Annotated in this window: 21 protein-coding genes, 2 tRNA genes and 1 pseudogene; 10 read left to right on the top strand and 14 right to left on the bottom strand. The window is 54.1% G+C overall.

Annotation, left to right across the window (positions count from 1 at the left end; translation table 11 throughout):
- The 3 genes and pseudogenes from Q0Y46_RS13415 to Q0Y46_RS13405 form a co-directional block, all read right to left on the bottom strand.
- Positions 1-1,181, bottom strand: a pseudogene (locus Q0Y46_RS13415) (excinuclease ABC subunit UvrA); the annotation flags it as partial.
- Positions 1,182-1,239: 58 nt separating this feature from the next.
- A complete protein-coding gene (locus tag Q0Y46_RS13410) occupies positions 1,240-2,766 on the bottom strand; it encodes an aromatic amino acid ammonia-lyase (RefSeq protein WP_295682405.1) in 1,527 nt (508 codons plus the stop codon).
- An 87-nt stretch (positions 2,767-2,853) separates the two neighbouring features.
- A complete protein-coding gene (locus tag Q0Y46_RS13405) occupies positions 2,854-4,578 on the bottom strand; it encodes an AMP-binding protein (protein WP_297948034.1) in 1,725 nt (574 codons plus the stop codon).
- Positions 4,579-4,718: 140 nt separating this feature from the next.
- On the opposite strand from Q0Y46_RS13405, the gene Q0Y46_RS13400 reads away from it, so the two are divergent.
- From Q0Y46_RS13400 to Q0Y46_RS13390, 3 genes are all read left to right on the top strand, one after another.
- Positions 4,719-4,791: transfer RNA gene (locus Q0Y46_RS13400), tRNA-Ala, on the top strand.
- A gap of 147 nt (positions 4,792-4,938) precedes the next feature.
- Positions 4,939-6,054, top strand: a complete 1,116-nt coding sequence (locus Q0Y46_RS13395) for a glycosyl hydrolase family 8 (RefSeq protein WP_295682408.1) — start codon at positions 4,939-4,941, stop codon at positions 6,052-6,054.
- A 126-nt stretch (positions 6,055-6,180) separates the two neighbouring features.
- Positions 6,181-7,098 (top strand): FISUMP domain-containing protein, encoded by a 918-nt coding sequence (locus tag Q0Y46_RS13390; RefSeq protein WP_297948033.1) that lies wholly within the window; start codon positions 6,181-6,183, stop codon positions 7,096-7,098.
- Positions 7,099-7,207: 109 nt separating this feature from the next.
- Here Q0Y46_RS13390 and argJ read toward each other — a convergent pair whose 3' ends face one another.
- Entirely contained in the window at positions 7,208-8,425 is a 1,218-nt protein-coding gene (argJ, locus tag Q0Y46_RS13385) for a bifunctional glutamate N-acetyltransferase/amino-acid acetyltransferase ArgJ (RefSeq protein WP_290956517.1), read from the bottom strand.
- Positions 8,426-8,500: 75 nt separating this feature from the next.
- Here argJ and greA point away from each other — a divergent pair, with 75 nt between their 5' ends.
- Complete coding sequence (greA, locus tag Q0Y46_RS13380) at positions 8,501-8,971, top strand: transcription elongation factor GreA (protein WP_290956519.1); 471 nt, start codon at positions 8,501-8,503, stop codon at positions 8,969-8,971.
- 9 nt (positions 8,972-8,980) lie between these two features.
- Positions 8,981-9,949, top strand: a complete 969-nt coding sequence (gene holA / locus Q0Y46_RS13375; protein ID WP_295682415.1) for a DNA polymerase III subunit delta — start codon at positions 8,981-8,983, stop codon at positions 9,947-9,949.
- 243 nt (positions 9,950-10,192) lie between these two features.
- Here holA and Q0Y46_RS13370 read toward each other — a convergent pair whose 3' ends face one another.
- From Q0Y46_RS13370 to pyrR, 10 genes are all read right to left on the bottom strand, one after another.
- Entirely contained in the window at positions 10,193-10,684 is a 492-nt protein-coding gene (locus Q0Y46_RS13370) for a hypothetical protein (RefSeq protein ID WP_297948031.1), read from the bottom strand.
- A gap of 88 nt (positions 10,685-10,772) precedes the next feature.
- Positions 10,773-12,356 carry a type IV pilus secretin PilQ gene (gene pilQ / locus Q0Y46_RS13365; protein WP_295682423.1) on the bottom strand — a complete coding sequence of 528 codons (1,584 nt, stop codon included), beginning with the start codon at positions 12,354-12,356 and terminating at the stop codon, positions 10,773-10,775.
- Positions 12,353-14,176 carry a hypothetical protein gene (locus Q0Y46_RS13360; RefSeq protein WP_295682425.1) on the bottom strand — a complete coding sequence of 608 codons (1,824 nt, stop codon included), beginning with the start codon at positions 14,174-14,176 and terminating at the stop codon, positions 12,353-12,355. Before Q0Y46_RS13360 ends, pilQ begins: the two co-directional genes overlap by 4 nt.
- Positions 14,173-14,772, bottom strand: a complete 600-nt coding sequence (gene pilO / locus Q0Y46_RS13355; protein WP_295682428.1) for a type 4a pilus biogenesis protein PilO — start codon at positions 14,770-14,772, stop codon at positions 14,173-14,175. Before pilO ends, Q0Y46_RS13360 begins: the two co-directional genes overlap by 4 nt.
- A gap of 2 nt (positions 14,773-14,774) precedes the next feature.
- Positions 14,775-15,386 carry a PilN domain-containing protein gene (locus Q0Y46_RS13350; protein WP_295682431.1) on the bottom strand — a complete coding sequence of 204 codons (612 nt, stop codon included), beginning with the start codon at positions 15,384-15,386 and terminating at the stop codon, positions 14,775-14,777.
- Positions 15,386-16,510 carry a pilus assembly protein PilM gene (gene pilM / locus Q0Y46_RS13345; protein WP_295682434.1) on the bottom strand — a complete coding sequence of 375 codons (1,125 nt, stop codon included), beginning with the start codon at positions 16,508-16,510 and terminating at the stop codon, positions 15,386-15,388. Before pilM ends, Q0Y46_RS13350 begins: the two co-directional genes overlap by 1 nt.
- Positions 16,511-16,607: 97 nt before the next feature.
- Positions 16,608-17,621 (bottom strand): PilZ domain-containing protein, encoded by a 1,014-nt coding sequence (locus tag Q0Y46_RS13340; protein WP_297948027.1) that lies wholly within the window; start codon positions 17,619-17,621, stop codon positions 16,608-16,610.
- 2 nt (positions 17,622-17,623) lie between these two features.
- On the bottom strand, positions 17,624-18,871 hold the full coding sequence (locus Q0Y46_RS13335) for a dihydroorotase (protein ID WP_297948025.1): 1,248 nt from the start codon (positions 18,869-18,871) through the stop codon (positions 17,624-17,626).
- Positions 18,864-19,799 carry an aspartate carbamoyltransferase catalytic subunit gene (locus Q0Y46_RS13330; protein ID WP_297948022.1) on the bottom strand — a complete coding sequence of 312 codons (936 nt, stop codon included), beginning with the start codon at positions 19,797-19,799 and terminating at the stop codon, positions 18,864-18,866. Before Q0Y46_RS13330 ends, Q0Y46_RS13335 begins: the two co-directional genes overlap by 8 nt.
- Before the next feature lies 1 nt (position 19,800).
- The gene (gene pyrR / locus Q0Y46_RS13325; RefSeq protein ID WP_297948019.1) at positions 19,801-20,361 is read right to left on the bottom strand and encodes a bifunctional pyr operon transcriptional regulator/uracil phosphoribosyltransferase PyrR; all 561 of its coding nucleotides are present in this window, start codon (positions 20,359-20,361) and stop codon (positions 19,801-19,803) included.
- 231 nt (positions 20,362-20,592) lie between these two features.
- On the opposite strand from pyrR, the gene Q0Y46_RS13320 reads away from it, so the two are divergent.
- From Q0Y46_RS13320 to Q0Y46_RS13300, 5 genes are all read left to right on the top strand, one after another.
- The gene (locus tag Q0Y46_RS13320) at positions 20,593-21,138 is read left to right on the top strand and encodes a peptidylprolyl isomerase (RefSeq protein ID WP_295685456.1); all 546 of its coding nucleotides are present in this window, start codon (positions 20,593-20,595) and stop codon (positions 21,136-21,138) included.
- A 155-nt stretch (positions 21,139-21,293) separates the two neighbouring features.
- Positions 21,294-21,366, top strand: a tRNA-Ala gene (locus Q0Y46_RS13315).
- Between the two features lie 149 nt (positions 21,367-21,515).
- A complete protein-coding gene (locus Q0Y46_RS13310) occupies positions 21,516-23,435 on the top strand; it encodes a M23 family metallopeptidase (RefSeq protein WP_295685453.1) in 1,920 nt (639 codons plus the stop codon).
- A 117-nt stretch (positions 23,436-23,552) separates the two neighbouring features.
- A complete protein-coding gene (locus Q0Y46_RS13305; protein ID WP_295685450.1) occupies positions 23,553-24,455 on the top strand; it encodes a hypothetical protein in 903 nt (300 codons plus the stop codon).
- A 222-nt stretch (positions 24,456-24,677) separates the two neighbouring features.
- The coding region (locus Q0Y46_RS13300) for a hypothetical protein (RefSeq protein WP_297948016.1) at positions 24,678-25,401 on the top strand (724 nt) is incomplete at its 3' end.

Here is a 25,401-nt window from a genome sequence, read left to right as displayed (position 1 = left end):
GGGCAAACGCCAATCTGCATGTACTTGCGGAAGTGGTAAATATGCCACATGTCCCACAATTCCTGCATAATCGGGATAATCCCGCGTTCCGATTCGCTCGGCGTGCCGTACAAGACGGCATCTTGTTGCGCCTTCTTGAGTTTGTTCCACGGCGTGTCCAGCGAAAAATGCATTTCGTTCGCGATGTTACGCAAGTTGCGGCGGCCGAAGTCACTGAAAATCAGCGTGCCGTCGTCCTTCTTGATGGTCGCAATGCAGCCTTCCTTGATGGACTTCGTCTTGTCCGGGATAATCAAGTCCAGGTCAAACTTGTAGCTTTCGCCCATGCCCTTACAGGCAGGGCAACGGCCCTTCGGGTCGTTAAAACTGAAGAACCGCGGTTCCAGTTCCGGAATAGAGATGCCACACTTAGGGCAAGCGAGCAACGTACCCTGCAAGCGGTATTCTTCCTTACCCTCACCCGTAACCAACAAGAAGCTCACCAACTTCCCGTCGGTCAGCTTCAACGCTCCTTCCAACGCCTCACGCAGGCGGCTCATGTTCTTGCGTTCAAGCGACAAGCGGTCAATCACCGCTTCAATCGTGTGCTTTTCGTAACGCACGAGCGCAGGTACGTCTTCAAGCCTATAAATCGTGCCATCCACGCGGGCACGCACAAAGCCGTTTTCCTTGAGTTCGGCCAACTCCTTGCGATATTCACCCTTGCGCTCCTGCACAATCGGGGCCATCACCGTAATCTGCTTGCCCTCGTCGCTTACATACAAGTTATCGACAATCTGGTCCACCGTCTGCGCCTGGATTACGCGTCCGCAATCGGGGCAGTGCGGCACACCCAAACGAGCAAAAAGCAAACGGTAATGGTCCAAAATCTCGACCACCGTACCCACTGTGGAACGCGGGTTGCGGTTCACCGTCTTCTGGTCAATCGAAATTGTCGGCGAAATGCCGCGCACGCTCTCCACCTCGGGGTGCTTCATGCGGCCGATAAACTGGCGCGCATACGCCGAGAGCGACTCCACAAAACGGCGCTGGCCTTCCTGGAACACCGTATCGAACGCGAGGCTCGACTTGCCCGAACCGGAAACGCCGGTCACCACCACGATGGAATCGCGGGGAATGGAAAGGTTCACATGGCGGAGGTTGTGTTCGTGCGCGTCGCGGATTTCGATGGACTTGGTCATGCTTCAAATATAAAAAAAGACGGCATAGCCGTCTTAAAAATAGTGAACAAATGTACAATTACACAGCGTAATGCTTTTCGCGAATCAGCTCTAGCGTCTTACGGAGGTCCGGCTCCAACTGGCGGTCGCAGGCGAGCGGCGCAAAGTTCTCGAACACCTGATCGTAAGTCTGCTTGATACCGGCAAGGCGATCTTCGGTCAGTTCACCGCGTTCCTTGCGGATACGGAGAGCCTGGGACGCAGCAAGCAACACGGCTGCAGCCACCTGCTCGGTCAATTCAATCACGCGGATACAATCGCGAGCCGCAATCGTGCCCATACTTACCTTATCTTGGTTGTGGCATTCGGTGGAGCGACTGAACACGCTCATCGGCATGGTATTGTGAAGCGCCTCGGCAGTCCAAGCAGAAACACCAATCTGCACAGCCTTGAAACCGTGGTTGATGGAGAATTCGCCCTGGCTGCCCGAAAGGTTAGGCGGCAACTTACGGTTGAACTTGATATCCACAATCGTTGCAAGCTGGCGATCCAGAAGGTCGGCAAAGTTTGCCACGATGTTCTTGAGCGTATCCATGGCAAGGCAGATATGTCCGCCGTAGAAATGTCCACCATGGAAAATGTTCCTGGTTTCGGGATCGATAATCGGGTTGTCGTTCGCACTGTTCATCTCGATTTCAATCAGCTGGCGGAGCAACGGCTCGGAATCGTAGAACACGCCCACCACGTGCGGAGCGCAACGCAGGGAGTACGGGTCCTGAATCTTTTCGGGAATCACGTTCTTCTCGACTTCCAAGTTCATAGCATCGCGCATTTTCTTTGCGGCAGTCACCAAGCCCGGGTGCGGCTTCACGGCAAACAAACGTTCGTAGAAGTGGTAGGCATTCCCCTTCATGGCAATCGTGTTCATCGCCGTAATGCGGCAGCTCAAGTCGGCCAGATATTCGGCACGGCTAAAGGCCATGCAAGCGACGGCGTTCATCACAGCCGTGCCGTTCATGATAGCAATAGCTTCCTTGGGGCGGAAACGGTGCGGGGTAATTCCGAGTTCGGCCATCACGTCCTTCGATGCACGACGTTCTCCCTTATAAAGGACATCGCGTTCACCAATCAAAGCCCCAGCCAAGTAAGAAAGCGGAGTCAGGTCGCCACTTGCACCTACGGAACCTTCCTGCGGAATCAGAGGCAGAATGTCGTTCTGCAAAAAGTCCATGATGATTTTCAAAAGCGCATAGCTCACACCCGAGAATCCACGAGCAAGCGTATTCAGGCGCACCAACATGATAGCGCGGGTCGTTTCCTCGTCAAAATAGTTTCCCATGCCGCAGCCATGGAAACGAGTAAGGTTCACGGGCAAATCGTAGTAATGATCCGGCGGCACCACCTGAGTGCAAGAATCGCCGTAACCGGTCGTCACGCCGTAAATTCCACCATGTTCAGCAAGAGCCTCGTCCAAAAAAGCTGCGCCCGCATCAATCTTCTCCTGGAACTGGGAGCTAGAATCCAATTCCACGAGCGCTTCGCGCTTGGCAACGGCAACCACTTGCTCAATGGTCAATTTTTCAGGTCCGACGACGACAGTTTTCATTTTATACTCCTTTGTATTTTCTGCGCCGCAAATTTAGAAATTATACAATAAACTTAGAAGCCGCTTGCAATGTTATTTTTTACATTCTCACGCATTCATCTGCATTAAAAGCGAACCCGTCGATAAAACGCGCCCGCTTTCGTTGGTGTAGCTGAACTGCACCTTGCCCAATTCCGCATTATAACTCATTTCCAGATTGGCGACCGTATCGGGCAACACAGGGTAGCAGAACTTGGTCCGCTGGATTTTCTGGATTCCCCAAGGCGCTCCCAACAAGGCGTGAGCAAAAACGGCCACCATATCCACCTGGGCCACGGCAGGGAGCAACTTGAATGTCGGGAAATGCCCGTCGTAAAAATCACTGTCGGCAGGGAAAACCAGTTTCAACGAAAGCGCACCCGGTTCGCGATGCATCTTTAAAATCTTGAAATTCTTGGATTCGGGAAGGTTGAATAGCGCCTGGATGTCGCGCATCTTGATTTTCCCTTGAGTGTCCTGCGGCAGTTCTTCCAAGTAACGCCATTTCTTGGGAGTCACCGTATTTTCCAAATACTGCGATAGATGCGCCTTGAAAAAGTTGTTGATTTCCAGTTTAGGTTGGTTCGCAAATTTGTTCCGGCCCTCGGCATTCAGCACAATGGCAGCGGCAAGGTACTGGCGCTTGCCCACCATAGGCACCACGCGCACATCCTGCACCAAGCCCGTCTGCTTCAAACGGTTTTCCACCTCCGGGAGCGAAATTCGCTTCTCCTCAATTTTCACAATAGAGTCGGCGCGGCCCTTCAGCAAAAAACGGCCATCATCATAAATATCCACCAAGTCGCCCGTGGTGAATCCTTCGGGTTCCAAGATGTAGCTGGACTTCACGTTCAAGCAGTCGTTCTCACCAATACTCATCTTGCAGACCTCGAAAGGCGTCCAAATCGGGCCGTTCTTGGATTGACGGTACGCAATTCCCCCTGTCTCAGTGCTGCCGTAAATTTCCGTGGTCCAATAACCCGTGAGGCCTTCGCACTTGCGGGCCACCTCTTCGGGGAGCGGGCCACCGGATGAGTAAATGATAGGCGTCGTCTTGAAGGGAATGGGCTGCTCGGCATCGGCAGCAAGGCGTTTCAGGTACGCCGGGCTGGACGCAATCACCGCGGCCTCTCCCGCAATACTGACAAGTTCACCTGGGTAATCGATACGGCGCCTGCGGTAAGGCAACCCCGTAGCCGTCGGGAGCAAGACCGTGAAAAGCAGGCCGTAAATATGGTGATGGTTCACCGTGCTGTAGACCTTGCGGTCCACCCAACCATCGCCGAACACCTTCACCAGTTCAAATAACTCGTTCTCGAACTGGCAGAACTTCTTGGAGACCATCTTCGGCTCGCCCGTAGTTCCCGAGGTGTACATCACCATGGGGGCATTATTCTTGTCGAACGTGTTCCAGCGCCCATCCGATTCCGTATCGCGCAGCACATCCTGAATCAAGGCGGCTCCCGCGAAAGGCTCGTCGGTCAAAAAGCCGTAACTGGGCTTCTGGATTTCCTTGATAAAAGCCTCTTGCCTGTTCGCCGTCACCAGCGCTTTACGACCGCCCTGGAGCATAGCCAAAAGGCCGACCATAAAGTAATACGAATCCTCGCAATGGATAATCCATGGAACGTTTTCCCGATCTTCCAGGTAACGCCGTACCTTGGAAACGTCATCGGTAAAATCCGCCCAAGTGCGGACATTATCGCCATCAAAACACACAACCATCTCGCTTGGCCGGGAATCTCGTTCAAGCTCGCTCAGAGGAATGTAGGATTGTATTTTCTTCAGCATCATCTTTTGAATCATCCATTTACGGCAAATAAGTGCATGCCCTTTTTTCGGTTGAACAACAAAGATAAAAAAAATTCCATTTGCACGAAAAGCTTTTCCGCTTGACGGAACGAGGCGAATTTCGTATATTTGCCTCACCCAATGGGGATATAGCTCAGTTGGTAGAGCGACAGGTTCGCAATCTGTAGGTCATGGGTTCGACTCCCACTATCTCCACTCGAAAGGCCGGCACCATCGCCGGCCTTTTGCATTTATCCCCTTTTTTACCCGTTCTTTGTATATTTTTTTATTACACGGGGTATTATTAAACGTCTTTTTACCTTACACGCGTCCCCGCACCCATTGAATATATATATTCACACTATGCAACAACGTTTTAAGCCCCGCGACCTTTTTATTGAATCGGGCTATGGTCCAAATTTTGGTGACCAGCTCATTCACAATGCTTATCGTCAACTTTTTGAAGGCGACCCCGTCGACGAGCGAGTCTGTTTCGACGCCTCCGACGACATGTCGTACATTATCGACATTGGTCACGACGATATCCGGTCCGAGGGCATGAGCTACGGGATGTTCATAACGGCTTTGACCGACCACCCCGAAATGTTCCAGAAACTTTGGAACTTCTCTCGCAAGTACCTGTACAACTCCGACGGCCCGCACAAGGGCTACTTCTCCTGGCAAGTTTCCACCACCGAATTTACCATGATGGACCCGGGTGCCGCACCGGACGGCGAAGAATACTTCGCCATGGCGCTCCTCATCGCGGCTAAGCGGTTCAACCGCCCCGACTATTTCGACGACGCCCTCAAGCTCATCAACGACATCAAGTACAAGCCGGTCAACGAACTCGTGGGCCCGATGATCGACCCCGAACGGAAACTGGTCAAGTTCTCCCCGGTCCTCGGCAACGACTTCACCGACCCGAGCTACCATACGCTTGCCTTCTACCGCGCCTTCGCAGAAGCGACCGGTGACAACACCTGGCTCGATGTCGCAGCATGCAGCCTCGAATACCTGAAAAAGGCGGCCCACCCCATTACGGCGCTCTTCCCGGACTACTCCGAATACGACGGCACGCCCAAGGCCATGCCCTGGTTCCCCGAGAGCGACAACTTTAGCGGCGACGCATGGCGCGTAGCGCTCAACCTGAGCCTCGATTACGCCCTGTTCCACACGGACGAGGCCGAACGCGAAATCTGCACCCGCCAACTGCATTACTTCAACGACCGCAGGCCCTACCTCTCGGACTACGCCGTCGACGGTTCCCCGTACCCGCGCCAAGGTCGCAATGCGACTCCGGGCCTCATCGCCATGAATGCGGCGAGCGCACAAGTATTGCCTGTCGGGAGCCCGCTTGTCGAGCCCTTCGTGGCCGACCTTGCGAATCTGGCCGTGCCCATCCGCTTCTGGCGGTACTACGACGGGATGCTCTACATTATCGGGTTGCTCGCGGCATCCGGCAGAATCGAAATCTGACGGCCAGCCCAAGAACAAGCGATTAAAATTTGTACAAAACAGACAAATTTACGACGAAAACGAATTTTTAAACTAGATTTCATATAAGGCCACCTATAAAATAGCCTCGGCCCAAAGGAGTTGCTTATGAAAAACAAGTTCGTTTACCCTCTCTTGGCAATCACTGCAGCCCTCGTGCTGACCGGTTGCGAAGAAGTCCGCGTCGAAAAGTTCCCGAGCGGGGCCGTCCGCTTCGAGACCACGTATGTTAAAGACAAAAAGCAGGGAGTCGAAAAGGAATACTACGAAAGTGGCATCCTCAAGCGCGAAACGAACTACGAAGCAGACCGTCGCCAGGGATTGACGAAGGAATACTACGAAGACGGCACGCTGCAAGCAGAATTCCCCTACGAGAACGGTTACATCGAAGGCACCGTCAACCGCTACCACAAAAACGGCAAGCTCGCCTCCAGCGCCCTCTACAAGCAGAACAAGCAGATAGAATTCGGCAAGTACCTAGACGAGAACGGCGAACCCGCCACCAGCGGCAGCTACAAGGACCCGCGCGACGGCTACGCCTACGAATGGGTGCGCATCGGCACGCAGCTCTGGACTGCCGAAAATATCAACTACGCGACGGCAAGCGGATCGCTCTGTTACCAGTGCAACCACTGGGGCCGTCTCTACGACTTCGAAAATGCCCAGAAGGCATGCCCCGACGGATTCCACATGCCGAGCAAGGACGAATGGCAAGTTTTGCTTGACTTCGCGGGCAAGGAACCCGGCATGAAGTTGAAAGCCGGCTACGGCTGGGACCCCATCAAGGGAACCGCCGAACGCGGCAACGGCAAGGATGAATTCGGATTCGGCGCCAAGGCCGGCGGCGCACACTTCGCCAAGAGCGACGTACCGCTCAAGGAACGCAAGCTCGAAGAAGCCGGACAGAAGGCTTACTTCTGGACAAGCGAAGGCGAAGTCCTCACATTCGTCACGAACAAGAACACCGCCAAGTTCGAAAAGTTCAATCCCGAATTCGGCGCCAGCCTCCGCTGCCTGAAGGACTAGTAAGCAGTGGTTAGTGGTTAGTAAACAGGATATAACTAAAAAACGCTCCGGCAAACCGGAGCGCTTTTTGCATTCTATACTCTAGCCTCTAGGCCCTAAATTCTAGACCCTACGTCGTATATTCCGCGTTGATCTTCACGTAGCCGTAGCTCAAGTCGCAGGTAAATGCGCTTGCGGATGCCTGGCCGATGTTGAGCACCAGCGTTACTTTGTACTCACGCTGACGGACCACGGCATGCAGGGCAGCCATCTGAGCTTCGTCAAGCTGGATGGGACGGCCACCTTCGAGCACCTTGACATCGCCAAAGTACAGGTCGGTATGTTCGGCCACCATGTTGCAACCGCTGGAACCAGCGCTGCTGAGAATACGGCCCCAGTTCGGGTCTTCGCCGAACATGGCGCACTTCGCAAGGTTGGATGTACCGATAAAGCGGGCCATGCGGAGCGCTTCTTCGTGGCTTTCGGCCTTCTCGATGCGCAGTTCGATGAGCTTGGTAGCACCTTCACCGTCGCGCACGATATCCTTCGCGAGGCTCTGCATGATGAGCATGAGTGCCGCACGGAATTCGCCCTGTTCGGAGAGGCTCAGGTCTTCGTAGCGGAGTCCGCTCATGCCGTTCGCAAGCAGGATGCAGGTGTCGTTGGTGCTGGTGTCGCCGTCGACGGTAATCGCGTTAAAGGAGTCGGCGATGTCGGCACGGAACTCCGCGAAAAAGTCGATGGGGAGAGAAATGTCAGTCGTAATGAAGGCGAGCATCGTCGCCATGTTCGGGTGGATCATGCCCGAACCCTTGCAGGCGCCGCCAATCGTCACCACGCCCTTCTCGGTGTGGATTTCCACGGCATGGCTCTTAAGAGCCAAGTCCGTCGTGAGGATGGCGCGGCCGAATTCTTCGGAAGCGTCAGCGTGGAGCTTTTCCACGAGTTTCGGAATGCCCGCTTCAATCTTGTCCATCGGCATCAGGTGGCCAATCACGCCGGTGCTGCAAACAAGCACGCTCTTCGGGGCGAGATTCAAGGCTTCTTCGGTGAGGGTCGCCATGCGTTCGGCATCCTTGTAACCCTGTTCGCCCGTACAAGCGTTCGCGTTACCGCTGTTCACGACAACGGCCGTCGCAAAGTGGGCATGTTCAAGCGCAGCCTTGTCGTACAGGACCGGAGCCGCCTTCACCTTGTTCGTCGTAAAGACCGCAAAGCAGCGTGCGGCCTTCTCGCTCCTGAGGAGCGCCATGTCGGCGTTTCCGCTAGCCTTGATGCCAGCGCAGATTCCAGCCGCGGTGAATCCCTTCGGGGAACAGACACCGCCTTTTTCCAAGATATTGTACATACCATCTCCTAAAAAGAAGCCATCTTCATCATTGGGGGCAAAACAAAAGCCCGATAAATTTTTACCTTGTAGAGCATGGAAAAGAAGATCCCGTTTACACAAGAAGCCTATGACCAGCTCGTCAAGGACCTCAATAATTTAAAAAATGTAGAACGCCCCCGCGTCCTCCAAGAACTCATTGACGCCCGTGCACAAGGCGATTTAAGCGAAAACGCAGAATACCATGCGGCCAAGGAACGTCTCGCCGCCATCGATAACGTGGAACTGCCCAAGTTGCAAGACCAGCTCGCCCGCGCCGAAGTCGTCGCCTTTGACGCCACCTCCGACACCATCAAGTTCGGAGCGACCGTCACCGTCAAGAACATCAAGACCAAGCGTGACGTCGTCTACCAGCTCGTTTCCCCCGAAAGCGTCGACGCCCTGAACGGCAAAATCAGTTTCAAGAGCCCCATCGGGGCAGCCCTCATGGGCAAGAAGCGCGGCGATACCGTCGAAGTCACGACCCCGAAGGGTGTCAACAAGTTCGAAATCATCGACTTCAAGTAATACAATTCCATGATTGTAGCGCTCATCGGAGACGACCAGTTTCTCAAGGACCAGCGGATAGAGAAGTTCCTGTCCGATTCCTTGGGTGACCGAAAAAGCGACCCCCTGGCCAAGCAGATCCTGTACGCCACGGATACAAACATTGCCTCCGTAGCCGACATCGTCATCGAATCGTGCGGCTCGGTATCCATGTTCGCCCCGGAGCAGGCCATCGTCGTGCGCAAGGCCGAGGCCCTCAAAGCCGACGACTGCAAGAGCCTCGCAAAGTGGCTCTCGACCTCGCCGGATTGCAAGTTGCTGTTCGACTTCGAAAAACTGGCCGCTACAACGGAACTGTACAAGGCGCTCAAGAAGGCTGCTGAAATCGAGAAATTCGATGTTCCCAAGCAGTATAAAATGGCCGAATGGATATCTTCGGTGATTCCCGGCCACTTCAAAAAGCCTATCGACCCGGCAGCAAGCAACTACCTTGCCGAAGCACTCGGGACCGACACAAAGCTCGTATGCGAAGAAGTGGAAAAGATCCTGCTCTTCGCCCCGGACGCACCGAAAATCACGCTCGACCTCGTGAAGACCATGGTCGTCCCGCAGCGTGAACTCATCGCCTACGAAATCCAGGAATCCTTCGGGCAACGGAATGCCAAGGAATACACGCGTAAGCTCAACGAGATGCTCAACAACGGCGTAAACGCCGTCCAGATTGTCGCATCGCTCTACAGCTACACGCTGGACCTGCTCAACACCGCATCGCTGCTCGCCAAGGGCATGGGCCCCAAAGACATCGCAGCTAAGCTCGGCAAGAACGACTTCATCTTTAACGTCAAAGGCAAGGCGCCCGAAAATGCGCGCCGTTGGGGCAAACCGCTCCTCTGCCGCGTTCTGCGCCGGCTCGCCGACCTCGACTACGAAATCAAGAGCGGCAAGTGCAGCACCCGCACAAGCCAGGAACTCGCACTCGCGGCATTAGTGGTGAGATAGTGGAGAGCTATGAGGTGTGAGGTAGATTGTGGTTAGTGGTTGGTGGTTAGTGGTTGGTGGTTAGGGATTGTCATTGCGAGGGGCGAAGCCCTGAAGCAATCTCCATCAGAGAATCTAGAGGCTAGGATCTAGGGAAAAATATCACGGCTTCGCCGTCTGTTATTAACGCACGAAGTGCGTGATTCTTATTCACCAGCCTCACTGCTCATCGCTCGAACCTCGTGCCCCGAGCCTCGAGCCTCATCACGCCCCCTTCACGATTTTCTCAATTTCATCGCGGGACAAATACACCCGCTCATTTAGCGCTTTCGCAATTTCGCAAAGTTGCCTCTGGCATGCCATCAGGATATTGTAGTCCTGCTCAACCACGTTCGTCTCTGCCAACTGGAAGTAGTAACACGCTGCCTGAAAACGCTGGTAGTCCGCATCGCTCTTGTAAAGTTCCATCGGCAGGTCCTTCATGACGGTATCAAGGTCACACTTGAAGCCATGACGAATCAGGAATTCCGCCAGATGGCCCGCCATAGCGATATGTGCATCGCCTTCGAGTTCGCTGCCCGCGATATGCGTAATGCCCGGGCGTTCCTTGGAGCGGTCCATTTTCACGTAATCCAGCGGGCGCTTGAACAGGAATGCCACCAAGGCATGCCCCGCCTCGTGATTGCACAACTTCTGGAATTCTTCTTCCCCGAAGAACTCCACCAAAGATTCACGCGTTAAATTCTGTTCTGGCATATAAAAGTCCTGTTACAGTTAATCCTTCTCGTAATGGTCTACAAAAAAAGAGCCCCGCAGGGCTCTTCTAAATTTTATCACTTGTCGCTTAGTTCCAGTCGCCTTCAGTGGCTTCGGGAGCGGGGGCTTCCGGAGCGGCCGGAGCTTCTTCCACAGTCTCTTCGACAGTTTCTTCGGCCATTTCCGGTTCGGCAGCCTTCTCGACAGGAGCGGCTTCCGGAGCTTCGGCAGCAGGTTCTGCGGCCGGAGCGGGTGCCGGGTCTACGGCGCCAGCAGGCACCGGTTCCGGTTTAGAGGTATTGTTCGAAGTTTTCTGGCCAGAAATTTCCTGAGTCGGTTCCGAGAGATCGATGTTGCCGATGTAGTTGCGGATGATTCTCGGCGTCACGAAAATCACGAGGTCCTTCTTGGCAACAGACTTCTTGGTGTACTTGAAGAGGTTGCCGAGGATAGGAATATCCTTGAGGAACGGAATGCCGCTTTCGGATTCCTGAGCTTCGTTACGGGTCAAGCCGCCAATCACGACCGTCTCACCGTCGGCCACCACAACCTTCGTCTTGGCTTCCTGCGTACTAATGACGATTTCGCCCTTGGAGTCGTAGTCATAAGAGTTATTTTCCGGATGGAGGTCAAGGAGGATGCGGTTGTCACCGGAAACGTGCGGGGTCACCGTCAGCTTGATACCGGTTTCAACGAGCTGCGTCGAAGATTCGCCGCTATCGTCAATCACGCGGATAGAAACCTTGTCACCCATGAACACCAAGGCTTCGGTGTTGTCGAGGGTAGAAACCTGCGGGCTGGCAAGCACTTCGGTCGAAGCGTCGCCCATCAAGTTGGTAATGGCCAGCTGGAGATGGTTATCCAGAACGCTCGTCGTAATGGCAGTAGAAGCATTGGCAACAGCCGGAGTCACGCCCTTGTTCGGGAAGGACTGGATTGCAGCACTCGTCCTGGAAGAACCGATATCGGAACCTGTCGGCGTACCGGCGACACCCGGAGTCAGAGCCGTAGAGCCCATCGTTGCCGTCCAGTCGACACCGAGTTCACGAGCCAGTTCGCTGTTTACGACAACGAGCTTCGCGGTAATCATGATCTGCAGGGTTTCGACATCAAGCTCGTTAAGCGCATGGGTCATCTGCTCGATGCGGGCTTCGGTATCGTACACGATGATGGAGTTGGTACGTTCGACCACAGTAATGCGGCCACGGCCAGACTTCATGCTTTCGAGCACCTTGACCAATTCGTTCGCTTCGGCATGGTTCACCTGGAAGTTCTTACGGACAAGCGGAGCGTTCTGCTCGGCCTGGCTTTCTTCTTCAGCAATCTTTTTCTGCTTCGCCTGGTAAGTCGCAAGTCTCTGGATCGTGATGTACTTGTCCTGAATGAGCCAAGTCAAATCGTTCAGTTCGCAGATAATGTCGAGAGTTTCCTGCCAAGTCTTCTTTGTCACCTTGAGGCTCATCTTGCCCTTCACATCGGGAGCAATCAAGATGTCCACACCGGCAATCACGGATACGGAGCGGAACACGGCCTCGTAGTCCATATCGACAAAGTTGAAATCATACAGTTTCTTGTTGGGAGCCATCGACCCCTCGGCAGGGGCAGCCCAAGCAGTCATGCACATACCTGCCGCCAGAAGAAGAACCGTCAGTATTTTCGTCAGTTTTTTCACTTTTGACCCCCAAATTTATCGGGAAGACCCATAGAGTAGCGACGGCTCACACCAAATTCTTGAATGAGGAAGAGCACATCTGTTTGTGTAATTTTAAGAACTTTGCCATTGAGAATCTTGTCGCCTTCCTTGATGGTGTACGACACAGAAGGATTCTTGGATTCGACAAGAATAGCCATCGGCACTTCGGATTCCCAAATGATACCCACCAGTTCAACCTGGTCGATATTGATACCTTCTTCCACCAGGCCCTTGATTTCGACAAACGGGTCGCGGCGGCCGAAGGAGCTATAGATAATACGATCTTCGTAAAGAGACTCGAGCATGCTACCGCTCTGGGCAACACCTTCTTGCAAGTTTTCACCCCTTTCCTTGTCGACCTGCTTCAAGAGTTCGATCTGCACAGAGGAAAGTTCGTCGAAGAAGCTCACGGCACGGCGGTTCACGTAACCCACGCGGTTATCGAACTGCACCTTGCGATAGAGGCCAACCAAGTCAAGGCTCACGAGGCGGTCGCCAAACACGAGGCGCTTCACGACCTGAGCATTCTCGTTAGGAGCCGTGTAGAATTCCGTTTCGTCGGCAACCACGATGAGTTCGCGGACAACCGGGCGCAGGTGGAACGTCTGGGCGGCAGAGACAATCTTGTTGCTGCCCGGCTCGTAACCTTTCACAAATTTATCGAAGGAGCGGCCCTCTTCGGAAGACTTCACCCAGTTACGCGTATAGATTCCATCCGGGCGGGCAGTCCAGAACACGAATCCGTCCTTCTTCAAAGAAGACTCGGAAGCCTGCAAAATCAGGGCTCCTTCCTGCACCAGCATTACCGGATTTGCACCGGACTGCAGCTGGATCTGGAGGCCGTTGGCACCCCAGCCCACCGACTTCACGAGCGAGCTGGAACCAATCTTGAACACGGGGGATTTCTGCGGTCCTTCGAGCGCGACAGTAATAATACCCGTCTTGCCCGGGCCAGCAACGCGGCTAATCCCAATCGGAGATTCGGCAACCAGGCGGAACTGTTCCATGCCGGAGCCAATCAAAACCGTCATTTCCTTGATACCGGGGAGCAATGCAGAAACGGCTCCACCTTCCTTGATGGCCTTGTCCAGTTTCTTCTGTTCTTCGGCAATCCGCTTTTCTTCTTCGGCGGCGGCCTTCTTGTCGAGCAGGGCCTGCTTCTGGGCAGCCTTCTTCTCTTCGGCCAAACGTTTCTTTTCTTCGATGAGGGCCCTTTCGGCAGCCTTCTTTTCTTCGGCGGCAGCCTTCGCAGCGGCCTTCTTATCGAGCAGAGCCTGCTTTTCGGCAGCCTTCTTCTCTTCGGCAGCCGCTAGAGCAGCCGCTTTCTTTTCTTCGGCGGCAACCTTTTCGGCTTCCTTCTTCTTGCTTGCGTAAAGCTTGGAAAGAATCCAGCCTTTTTCCTTTTCGCCAGAAACCTTCAAGATAAAGTCAGATTTGTCGAGAGCGATTTCGTTCTTGTCACCCGAAATAGCCGGGCCCACAGCCAGTTCGACCTTGAGGAAATCCATACCGCGGAAATTCTCGCGGAACACGCGCATAGACCGCACATACTGCGAAGCAGCGTCCACATCGTAGTCGCCCTCGCCCATCGCGAACTTGGATTCAGAGAAGCCCAAGGTAAGCGTCTTGGCGGCAGCGTTATACTTCTGGAAGAACGAAGGAAGGTCGTCGGCACTCGTGAACTGGAACTTCAATGCACAGCCACCGGCACTGCAGGCGAGCTTCACATCCTTAATCGTCGCAGCACTACAGGCAATCGCTGCGCCCAAAACCATCATGAGGATCTTGCTTTTCATCATTTGCCAACCTGCTTTGAAGTGTAGGTGGTCAAGTTAAAGGTCACCGACATGGTGATGGGGGTCCATCCGTGAGTTTCCGCCTTCAGCATTTCCTGCGCGATTCCCGAATAACGGTTCAACCTCAAGTTGGTGATGGCCGTAGGATAGTTGAAGTTGGCGATTTCCGCAAACAGGTAACCCAGCATGTGGTAACCGGAATTGACGGCGATGGAATAGCGGTTCTCGATGTAGTGTTCCCTTTCGGAACGTCCTTCGGGATTGAACTTCTGGATTTGCACGCCGGAAGCGCGGAGCACGGCGTAGAGGTCTTGCAAGCGCAGCGGCACCTTTTCCTCTTCCGGGAACATTTCCTTCAGCTTTTCGAAATCCTTCTCGGCCTGCACCAGCTGGACTTCCAGTTCGGCAAGGCGGAGTTTTTGGGCATTAATCTTGTCGAGTTCCGCCTGGGCCGACGAAAGGTCGCGTTCAACCTTCTCGCGTTCTTGCACAAACGGGTCCCACATATAAGTATATACGTAATAGGCGCCAGCCAATATCAACAAGACTACGACAATCGCATATATGTTCTTTTTGTCTTTCCAATCGATATTACCCATGATCAACCCTCCGCAAGGCCGAGATCCTGTTTAAGGACGACCTTTATTGTAAAGTTGTAGGCTTCTTCACCATCCACCTTCGTGGTCGTGATAGTCACCAGGGAAACCTTGTCGACGCTGACTTGCTTTTCAAGCTTGACCATATATTCGGCGACTTCGGAGAAATCGAAGGTTGCGCCCTTCATTTCCAGTTCGTTTTCGCCGAGCTGGGAAATGCTGGTAAGCCACATGTTCGGCGGCAAGACCGACGAGACGTTTTCAAACAAAATCACCCAACGTTTCTTGCTGACCTGGATAGACTTGAGTGCGTTAATCTTTGTATTGATGACGCTACGCTTCTGTTCCAAATCGCTAATCTTGGTCAAGAGCGGGCGTTCCCGTTCGACCTCGGCACGGACCCTATCCAATTCGTTGTTCAAACCGGAAATGGTATCCGTGATATAGGCGTTCAGCAAATACACACCGACAATCGCAGCAATGAAGGCGATCGTAGGCCAAATAATACGACGGTCCGTAATCCACGACAAATCCTTGTGAGTCTCGCGATACTCAGGAGGCAACAGATTTATCGAGATGCAGAGCGATTTTTTCGCAAAATCCTTTTTCGCCGCCATTAGAACTTCCTCATCGCTAAGCCCAAAGCAGGGGCGTAAATGTTGGACAAGGCAAGGGACAGCCCGCTTTCGCCAAAGACCTTGGAGTCACATTCCACATAACGGAACGGATTGACCGTATCGGTCTCGATGCCGGTACGCTCGGCGATGTATGCCTTGAGTCCGGGGATGCAGGCGCCACCGCCGCCCAAGAGAATCTTGGTCAGGGGCTCGGAATCTTCGGCAGTGGAGAAGTAACGGATACCGAACTCCACCTGCGCCATCAAGTCTTCGAAGGCAAGCTGCAGGGCTGATTCCACATCGGCCTCGGAGAACCCGTCGACAATGGAGAGGTCCCCCTTTTCAAAAATTTCGTGGCACTTGTCCAAGTCGATGCCCAAATGCATGCAGAGCTTGGATTCCACCATATCGAGCGAGCCGCCGGTCATCGCACGCATGGAATGGAACTGACCATGCTGGAGGAAGGCGACGCTCATCTTCTTTTCGCCTATGTTGAATATGGCTGTCGTCGCGTTAGCGTCCGCATCGCCGACCGTTGCCATATAGGCATTCACAATACCGAAAATGTCCACGTCTATTGCAGACAAATTAAGAGACTTCATCTTGAAGAACTGGGCCCACGAATCGAGGAGCGCGTTTTTCGCGGCAACCACGTTGACCCTGACTTCGTCCCCTTCGCGGGACACGACCTCGTAGTCCAGAACGTTGTCCTGGTCATCGAAGGGCGGACGGCTCTGGCAGGTCTGGAGAATTATAGCGGCTTCGTTACCACCACGGGGGACCTTCACTGCAAGTCGGTCCACAAGGACACCGCCCGCACCGGCTCCGCAGTTCACAGAAACAACCACATCCGATGTGGAATCGATCGGATGACGGAGCAGGAGCTTGGAAATCGCCTCACTGAGCTGTTCGTAACCGTCCTTGCCTTCACCATCACTTTCACGGCGCTGAATTTCGCCATTGATGATGGCACCGTCCGGGACGCGTTCCAAATCCGCATCCGTGACAATCTTTCCACCGCGGTGATTGTGGAATACCCTGACATACTTGATGCTGTAGTGACCAACATCAATGCCAACTGTTTCGCGTTCGCCGCGGATTCGTGAAATCAATCCTAAAGCCAAAATAAACTCCGATCGCAAACAATACTAACTAAATTCTACCTTTATATGGGCCAAATGTCAAGTGAAAAATCAATCTAACTCATTGAAAATTAACTACTTAGGCATTTTTCTCGGCCATTTCGGTTTCTTTTCGAGCCTTATGGACCTCAAAGATATACTGCAAGACCCTTTCCTGCGTCCAACCAAAGGCCCCTGCGAAGGACGCCGTTAGAGAATAATAGTCGGGGTATTCGGGGTTTTTCTGCCCCAAATTGCGCAAAATCTCAATTTCGACATCCTCCATACCGAAACTCGGGAGCTCGAAACGGATGCGGATATGTTCCCCGTTGGGAATCTCCACGGGAATTCCGAGCAAGATACCGCCAGCGGACAAGTCGTAGAGGACCCCGTGACAGACCGAACCATCGTGCAAGGTCGCCTCTACAGGGAACCGCACCTCTTCACGGACCCAGCGACGCAACTGCTGCTTGCCCAGTTCCATCGTATGCAAGAATATCAGGTTTCCGTCCTTGAACGAGCGGACGGGGAGTCTCATGGAATAGACTGCATCCCCTAGACGGGTCCACCGGATAGAGACGGTCTGCCCGATAAGCTGCGAACCGGGGCCGCAACTCCCGTCGTAGGCCAGAGCCCATTCCTTTTCTGTGCGCCACTGGATAGACGAGCGTTTCACCGTGCGGCCGTTTTCCAGTACAAGGTCTACACGGTTACCGACATTGAACTGCCTCGACGAACTGATGTTTGCCAGTGGGTTCTGGCCGGTATAGTCCATCTTCTCCCTGAGCGAAGCGACCGCCGCCAATGTCTCGTCGCGAATGTCAAAGACATTACGGAAATCGTAGAAGTCTTCCACCGCATGTTCGAACAAATCGGCAGAATTGAGGACTGCGTCCTTGTTCTCAAAGTGCGATGTACGGACAAGTTTTTCAAGAGTGCGTACCTCTTTCGGCGTGAACTGGAACTCGCGGATCTTCAGGTCGAAATCTTCGGTCCCGAACATCGTCTCGTTCTGCCTACGGAAATTGATGCGCTGGGTTTCCACGAGTACAAGAATCGCGAGGAGCATCGTGATGATGCCGCCAATCCAGAGCAAGTACGCAGGATGAATCATTGCTAGACCTCAGTCCAAAGACCGCCCAGATACGACCCGAGAATTTTGCTCGGAAGTTCCTGGCCCAAAAGCGGGCAGTTGCGCACCTGACCGGCAAACAGAGTGTGGGACACCTGCATCGGCTTATCCGGGTCCAGCAGAACCAAGTTGGTGGCGGCACCCTTGCGGATTTCTGCCGGAGCCACGCCCGCCAGCTGTGCCGGGACGGTGGAAAGCAGTTCCACCGCGCGTGCGGCGGACAGCCGCCCGCAGAGCGATTTCCAGAGCGCGGGGAGCGCGACTTCCAGGGAAATCGCTCCCGGCACCGCATCCTCGAAATTCACTTCTTTGTCCTGCCTGAGCACAGGGTCGTGATTCACGCTGATGGCGTTCACCACACCGGACTCGAGCCCCTTCCACAAAGCCTCGCGGTCTTCGGCGGAGCGGAACGGCATGGGCACGTTGTAATTGCTGTCCAGGTTGAACAGGCAGCTGTCATCAATAAGCAAATGATAGATGTCGACATCGCAAGTGACATCGACGCCAATCTTGCGGGCATCTTCTATCAGTCTAAGCGTCTCGCCGCAGCTAACTTGTTTGAAATGCACCGGCACCTTGAGGAACCGGGCCATCTCGAGAATCTTGAATGCAGCGATCGTTTCGGCCACACGCGGGATCGCCTTCATGCCAAGAGTATCGGCATAGCAGCCCTCGTGCACAAGCCCGTGATGGCGCAGGGAATCGTCGAGCGGCATAAAGAAGAAGCGCTTGCCCGTCATGGAGCCGTACTCCATCGCGAGGCGCAAGAAACGCGTGCGCGAACAATCTTGGTTGCCGTCGCCAAAACCGGCGGCACCGCCCTGCGCAAGTTCGACCATTTCGGAAAGGTCCTTGCACTGGTAGCCATTGCTGAAGGCGCCGAGGAAAGCAATCGAGAGCCCGTACTTCGCACTGATCTGCTGGATTGCCGACAGCTTCAAAGAATCGTCAATCGCATTGGCGCAGCTCTCGTAAAGTCCACCGTAAAAGCCGCCACGGCGCATTGCATCCACACCGTCCTTGAAGGTATAGATATCATCGCGGAGCGGTTCCTTGAAATCGAGGCCAAGGCCGAACAAGGCAGGAATTGCAAGCGCGCCCTTCGCATCGACCACAGGAGTTCCTTCCGGAGCGCTGTCGACCCATGCACCGTCAACCAGGCACATCTTCGTCGGGTTTTCAAACTTGCCGTCCACAAACGGGCGAACGTTATCCAAAATCACATTACGCATTCGCACGACCTCCAGCCAAAAGATAGAGCACCGCCATACGCACGGCCACTCCGTTGGTCACCTGGTTCAGGATAACCGAATTGTCTCCGTCGGCGATTTCGCTATCGAGTTCCACGCCGCGGTTGATGGGGCCCGGGTGCATAATCAGCACCTTGTCTTTTGCGCATTCCAAAAGCTCGTGCGTGATGCCGAAGGTATTGCGGTATTCGCGCATGCTCGGGAGGAGCGCATCGTCCATGCGTTCTTTTTGCAGGCGGAGCGCGATGATGGCGTCAGCATCCTTCACCGCCTTCTTCACGTCGGATTCCCAGGTCACCTTGTCCATGAGTTCGGTGTTGCGCGGGACCAGGGTGCTCGGTCCGCAGAGCGTCACGTGCGCACCCATCGTCGTCATGCCCCAGAGGTTGCTGCGGGCCACGCGGCTGTGGCGGATGTCGCCCACGATGGTCACGTTCTTGCCTTCGAGGGTTCCAAGCTTTTCTTCGATGGTGAGCATGTCGAGGAGTGCCTGCGTGGGGTGTTCGTGCGCCCCGTCGCCTGCATTCACGATAATCGCGTTGCTGTTGTCGGCAAGGAACTTCGGCACGCCGGTCCCCTTATGGCGGACGACCACGATGTCGATTTTCATTGCCTCGATGTTACGGAGCGTATCGACGAGCGTTTCGCCCTTCTTCACGCTCGAATTGCTGCTCGTGAAATTCACCGTGTCTGCCGAAAGTCGCTTCTCGGCGAGCTCGAAGCTCGTGCGGGTGCGGGTGCTGTTCTCGAAGAACAGGTTCACCACCGTCATGCCGCGCAGGCTCGGGACCTTCTTCACGGGGCGTTCCAGAATTTCGCGGAATTGTTTTGCGTTGTCGAGAATCAGGCGGATGTCGTGTTTCGATACTCCGCGCAGCCCGAACAAGTGTTTAATCTCCAAGGCGCTCAAGCTAAGCCTCCACTTCTACGAGATATACTGAATTTTCATTGTCAATAGGTTCTATCATCACGCGGACTTCCTGGTTGCGCGCGGTCTCTACCGTGAGGCCCACGCAGTCGGGCGCGATAGGCAGTTCGCGGTGGCCACGGTCCACCAGCACGCACAGGCGAATGGCGGCAGGGCGACCGAGGTCGAGGATGGCCTGCATCGCAGCACGCACGGAGCGGCCCGTGTAAAGCACGTCGTCCACGAGGATGACCGTCTTGCCTTCCACGGATGCGGGCATCTCGATAAAGCGCATCTCGGTGGAGCCCACACTCTTGCGGTAGTGGAAGTCGTCACGATAGAAAGTCGCGTCAAGGCTCCCCAGTTCGATAGGTTTGCCAAACTTCTGCGAGAGCCTGTCGCTCAATTTTTTTGCCAGCGGAATTCCGCGGCTCGCCATGCCCAGCACAATCAAGTTCTCGGCCGACGGATGCATTTTTGCAATCTTTGCAGCCATTTCGTCCAGGGCGAATTCCATGGCCTGCGCCGAAAGCAGTTCCTGAATACGTTTGCAGTTGTCTTTCATATAGGTATCAGCGCGGTCGCTTCGCTCCCTCCGAGGTATGAGGTCACTCGCTCCGCTCGTTTTGAGTTTATCACCTAGAAATTAGTTTTTTCTGGTCCTTTTTACTCCGAAAAAAGAGTAAATCACCCCCATTTTTTTATATATAGGCAATAAAACCTGTTACGCCTTACAGGTATCTACTCCATACCTCAAAGCGTAGCGACCTCATTCCTCATAGCTATAGGAGTTCCCATGTTCAACCAGCTCGACAAGCCCCAGGCCGGCGAGACCATCGCCATCATGAAAACCAACCACGGCACGATGAAGCTCCGCCTCTTCGAAGACCGCGTGGGCGAATGTGCGACCAACTTCATTGAACTTGCCAAGCAGGGCAAATACGATGGTGCCCCGTTCCACCGCATTATCAGCGGGTTCATGATCCAGGGTGGCGACTTCACCAGAAGGAACGGCACCGGTGGCCATGCCGCAGGCGGCCCCGGCACTACGATCGGCGACAAGTACGACCCATGCCTCACCCACATGCGCGGAGCCCTCAGCTGGGCAAAGACAGCCATGCCTCACAGCATCGGCAGCCAGTTCTTCATTGTCCACGGTGACAACGTACACTTCTTGGACCACGACCAGTGCGGCCCCGGCCCGGCAGACGGCTACTCCGTGTTCGGCCAGCTCTACGAAGGCTTCGAAGTCCTCGACGAAATCGCAGGCGTCAAGACCGACCGCATGGACCGCCCCTTCGACGACGTGATTATCGAAAGCGTGACAATCGAAAAGGCGTAAGGAGAGGGAGAAGGATCTAGGGGCTAGGATCTAGGGATTATTCACTCTAGCCCCTAACCTCTAGCCTCTAACCCCTAGATTGAAAAATTTTTTCAAATTTTTCAATCTCACCCTTGACAAGGGCCAAATATTTTTCTCTATTTGGCTCACCTTTCGGGGTTATAGCTCAGTTGGTAGAGCGCCTGCATGGCATGCAGGAGGTCAGGAGTTCGACTCTCCTTAGCTCCACTGAAAAAGACTCGCTTGAAAAAGCGGGTCTTTTTTTATCCCCGGTTGACAGCGATATTGCAATTCGGTGTGATACATACAAATCTTTCTGTACAAACCATAATTTATACAAGACAACCTTGTAAGATTTTAATATTTTTTCTCGCACTATGCGACAATTCTTATTCCTTCTCCTTTTGGCCGGAGGCGTATTCGCTTCGGAAGACAACTTCACAGAAGACCTGATTTTTGGCGACACGGGCAGCAACGCTCCCAAGAACGAAATTGCCAGGAACACACCTGTAAGCTACTCCCCCTTTGAAAAGGACGCTTACCTGACATCCTCCTTTGGCGAGAACAGGGGCACGCGCTACCACGCAGGCATCGACTACTCTACCAACATGGAAGAGGGCTGGCCCATCCTGGCCCCGGAAGACGGCCGCGTCAAGGAAATCCGCACAAGCCCGTTCGGTTACGGCAAGGTCATGCTCTACCAGGGCAAGAGCGGCAAGACATGGGTTTTCGCGCACCAGAGCAGTTTCGGCAAACTGGACATCCAGGTCCGCAAAAAACAGTACGCGACCCACAAAAACGACGTGAAACTGACGCCGAATACACCTTATGCCAAGGGTGACACGCTCACCTTCTCGGGCAGCACAGGTATCGGCAATCCGCATCTGCATCTCGAAGTGCGACTTGACAAAGACCGCGTGGTTTCTCCCTGCGTTCTGGGTGCCCTCTGCCTCGACACCATCGCTCCGCAGATTTTCGCGGGAGCTATCTGGCAAGGCAACAGCATAGCGGTCACGAGCGCCGAAGCTATCGAAAAGGGCTGCATGGTCACGCCGGTCAAGAACGAATTCGGCCTGTACCTCGCCCTGAAAATCGCCGACTATAGCCGCGAACCCAAGGACAACCCGATGGCCATCCGCCGCCTGGAAGTCTGGCGCTACGACGAAAAGATTTACAGCAAGGTCGTCGACACCCTGCGCTACAGCAAGATGACCGACGTCCGCAACGAACTCCTTTGGACCGAAGAAGCCGACACGGCTGGCGACTGGCACTACATCCCGGCCAAGATTGCCCCGCTTTCCAAATACACCATCGAAGTCGAAGACTTCGCCGGGAACATCACGAAGCGCGTATTCACGCTCCACCCCAAGTGCAACGGCAACAAGCCCATCACGCAGGTCAAGAACCAGACGGCCCCCGTCTACACGTTCCTCGGCAAGACCATGCTGAACCTGTTCATGTGCCGTTCCGGCTACAATTTCAAGGTTACCGGAGACAAGGACGAAGTCCTCACCGACGACCTGTGCTCCGCCATGCCCCAGAAAATCACGACTCTCGGCCGAGTCCTCCAGGACTACCCCACCGCCAAGTACATCGAATACACTGCAAGCGCCTCCTCCACGGGCGACGGCAAGGCAGTCGACGAAAAGATTGCCGTATTCAGGCGCACGCCCTACCAGACAAACGTCAACTGGAAGGCGGACCTCGGCAACGGGACCACAATCACGCAGAAAATTACGGGCATTCCGGTTGCAAAGCTGGACTCGACACCCATCGCGATGGCTGTCACCCGGACCCACACCGACAGTCTTGACTTCTTTGAATTCCACCCCAAGGGCCTCCAGTTGAAAAAATGGAACGTCTGTGTAGAAAACAAGAACAACATGGCTGCGCTCTACTGGCTCGGCGAAACCAGCCGCGACTGGTTCATCTTCGACAAGCAGACCAAAGGCAAGAACCGCTGCGCCTCGGCTAACGAACTGCGCGACGTGGCGCTCATCTTGAACGAAGAACCCATGTCGCTGGGCTTCCCCTACTGGGCCAACTCCTATATTGAGGGTATCAGCCAGCCCGTCTTGAAGATTCCGGTCGTCTACAAGTACGACGGCATTGCCAACGGGAACGCCATAACCGCCAAGGCAAAGAACAAATGGATTGCCGTTGAATACGATTCCGAGCCCCGCGAGCTCGTGCTGGAAGGCACCAAGGTTCCCGATGCCGGCGAAGAGATTACCATAATCATTATGGACGAAGCCAAGCACAAGAACAAGTTCGTGATAACCGTACCGGAAATCTAAGCCAAAACAGGCATTTTTCCTTAAATAGCGTCAATTTGTAAAAAAAAAGAGACAGAATATCTCGTTCTGCCTCTTTTTTAGATATATTCTCCTTAACAACAACACAAGGAGCCTCATATGTCATTCAGGAAACTCAGTCTGACTATCACCCTTTCTGCCGCTTTTGGACTCATTGCCTGTAGCAGCGATAGTGGAACAAGCAGCAACGGCACAAGCAACAACGGCACCATCAAGGCATCGTGTAAAGTTATCTCCGAAGAACCGCTAGTTATCGAACAGAGCGAAAACGGAGTCACCACGACAACCACCTTCAAACTGGTGGACAACAGAGTGGAACAAACTCTCCAATTCAACATCAATATTCCCTCTGGAGGTTGCAAAGATTACGAGGATGATTCCGACGTCGATCTCATTTCCTGCTCCGGCAAGACCATCGTGACCAGAGATAAAGAGGAGACAAGCGAAGCCGAGTTCAACACCTCAAAGAAAGTAATGAAAGCATCGTGCAAGGAATCGGACGGAACGCTCATCAACGTCACGAATTCCGATGACGATGAAGAAGAGGACAACACTCCTAGCAACACCAAGAACAACAATGTCGAGCCCGAAACGAATCCACCGGCAAAAGACAATTCTGAATCAGATGATCCCGTAAAACCGAGCAATCCGACAACAGAAGATCCTGAAGCAGATGATCCTGCTACCGAAGACCCGGCAGAACCGAACAATTCTGCAAGCGATGGCGATGACGAATGCACAGATGGAGAAACCCAGAATCTATTGGGTATAAGCATGAAATGCGAAGGCGGACAATGGGTTTCAGATATGGAGGAATGCAATGCGGAAAACGAAGGCAAGACATCAAAGCAGTCCTTCCTTGGTCTAGAAGTTGAACTCGTCTGCCATGACGGTGAATGGGAGGAGCCCCCTTGCAATAACGGCGAAACCAAAACCCAGTCCTTTATGGGAATGGATGTGAACATGACATGCGTAGACGGCGAATGGAAAGCCGAATTGTAGACAAAATTTTACAAATAAGTTTTTATAAAACGACTTCTGAAGGACAACAAAAATCAACAAAAAGAACTTTTTTTCATTAAAACAGCGAAATCCCGCGTTTTTGCGGGATTTTTTGTTGTAGAGCATTTAACAACATTTATTCCTGGCCCCGATTGAAGTTGCGAAACATGTTTCTTTTTTCTGTTTATTTTCAAAGAAGCACAACAAAAAAAAGGAGCACACATGAAATCCAAAAAATTAGGCTTAGCCATCCTCATCAGCGCAGCATTCGCATTCACCGCTTGTGAAGACGTCGCTTCGGCAGCCGACGCAGTAACCGAACCGCAGGTCCAGAACTCCGACGCAACGGGTACGGACACGGCCACACCTGACAATACAGCAACTCCTACAGAAGATTCTCAGGCAGCCCCGGCAACCGATACTCCGGCCCCGACGACTGACACGACTCCGGCTACGACTCCGGACGCCGGCACCACTCCGGCTACGACTCCGGACGCCGGCACCACGCCGACTACGACTCCGGACGCTGGCACTACCCCGACTACGACTCCGGACGCTGGCACTACCCCGACTACGACTCCGGATGCCGGCACTACGCCAGATGCTGGCACCACTCCCTCCACGACACCGGACGCCGGCACCACGCCGAGCGGTGACATGGGCGGCTTCGGCGGCGGCGACATGGGCGGCTTCGGCGGCGGCGGCATGGGCGGCATGGGTGGATTCGACATGAGCCAGATGGGCGGCTTCGGCGGCGGCGGCATGGGCGGCATGGGCGGATTCGACATGAGCCAGATGGGCGGCTTCGGTGGCGGCGACATGGGCGGCATGGGCGGATTCGACATGAGCCAGATGGGCGGCTTCGGTGGCGGCGACATGGGCGGCATGGGCGGATTCGACATGAGCCAGATGGGCGGCTTCGGTGGCGGCGACATGGGCGGCATGG

Source organism: uncultured Fibrobacter sp. (genome assembly GCF_947305105.1).
Classification (GTDB): Bacteria; Fibrobacterota; Fibrobacteria; order Fibrobacterales; family Fibrobacteraceae; genus Fibrobacter.
The sequence above is the reverse complement of the archived record's forward strand: the minus strand, read 5'-3'. Positions and strand labels throughout refer to the sequence as shown.

Excerpts from the sequence above, each read along its gene's own strand:
- Q0Y46_RS13410 (WP_295682405.1), bottom strand. The coding sequence starts at position 2,766 with ATGAAAACTGTCGTCGTCGGACCTGAAAAATTGACCATTGAGCAAGTG.
- Q0Y46_RS13405 (WP_297948034.1), bottom strand. The coding sequence starts at position 4,578 with ATGATGCTGAAGAAAATACAATCCTACATTCCTCTGAGCGAGCTTGAA.
- Q0Y46_RS13395 (WP_295682408.1), top strand. The coding sequence starts at position 4,939 with ATGCAACAACGTTTTAAGCCCCGCGACCTTTTTATTGAATCGGGCTAT.
- Q0Y46_RS13390 (WP_297948033.1), top strand. The coding sequence starts at position 6,181 with ATGAAAAACAAGTTCGTTTACCCTCTCTTGGCAATCACTGCAGCCCTC.
- argJ (WP_290956517.1), bottom strand. The coding sequence starts at position 8,425 with ATGTACAATATCTTGGAAAAAGGCGGTGTCTGTTCCCCGAAGGGATTC.
- greA (WP_290956519.1), top strand. The coding sequence starts at position 8,501 with ATGGAAAAGAAGATCCCGTTTACACAAGAAGCCTATGACCAGCTCGTC.
- holA (WP_295682415.1), top strand. The coding sequence starts at position 8,981 with ATGATTGTAGCGCTCATCGGAGACGACCAGTTTCTCAAGGACCAGCGG.
- Q0Y46_RS13370 (WP_297948031.1), bottom strand. The coding sequence starts at position 10,684 with ATGCCAGAACAGAATTTAACGCGTGAATCTTTGGTGGAGTTCTTCGGG.
- Q0Y46_RS13360 (WP_295682425.1), bottom strand. The coding sequence starts at position 14,176 with ATGATGAAAAGCAAGATCCTCATGATGGTTTTGGGCGCAGCGATTGCC.
- pilO (WP_295682428.1), bottom strand. The coding sequence starts at position 14,772 with ATGGGTAATATCGATTGGAAAGACAAAAAGAACATATATGCGATTGTC.
- Q0Y46_RS13350 (WP_295682431.1), bottom strand. The coding sequence starts at position 15,386 with ATGGCGGCGAAAAAGGATTTTGCGAAAAAATCGCTCTGCATCTCGATA.
- Q0Y46_RS13340 (WP_297948027.1), bottom strand. The coding sequence starts at position 17,621 with ATGATTCATCCTGCGTACTTGCTCTGGATTGGCGGCATCATCACGATG.
- Q0Y46_RS13335 (WP_297948025.1), bottom strand. The coding sequence starts at position 18,871 with ATGCGTAATGTGATTTTGGATAACGTTCGCCCGTTTGTGGACGGCAAG.
- pyrR (WP_297948019.1), bottom strand. The coding sequence starts at position 20,361 with ATGAAAGACAACTGCAAACGTATTCAGGAACTGCTTTCGGCGCAGGCC.
- Q0Y46_RS13320 (WP_295685456.1), top strand. The coding sequence starts at position 20,593 with ATGTTCAACCAGCTCGACAAGCCCCAGGCCGGCGAGACCATCGCCATC.
- Q0Y46_RS13310 (WP_295685453.1), top strand. The coding sequence starts at position 21,516 with ATGCGACAATTCTTATTCCTTCTCCTTTTGGCCGGAGGCGTATTCGCT.
- Q0Y46_RS13305 (WP_295685450.1), top strand. The coding sequence starts at position 23,553 with ATGTCATTCAGGAAACTCAGTCTGACTATCACCCTTTCTGCCGCTTTT.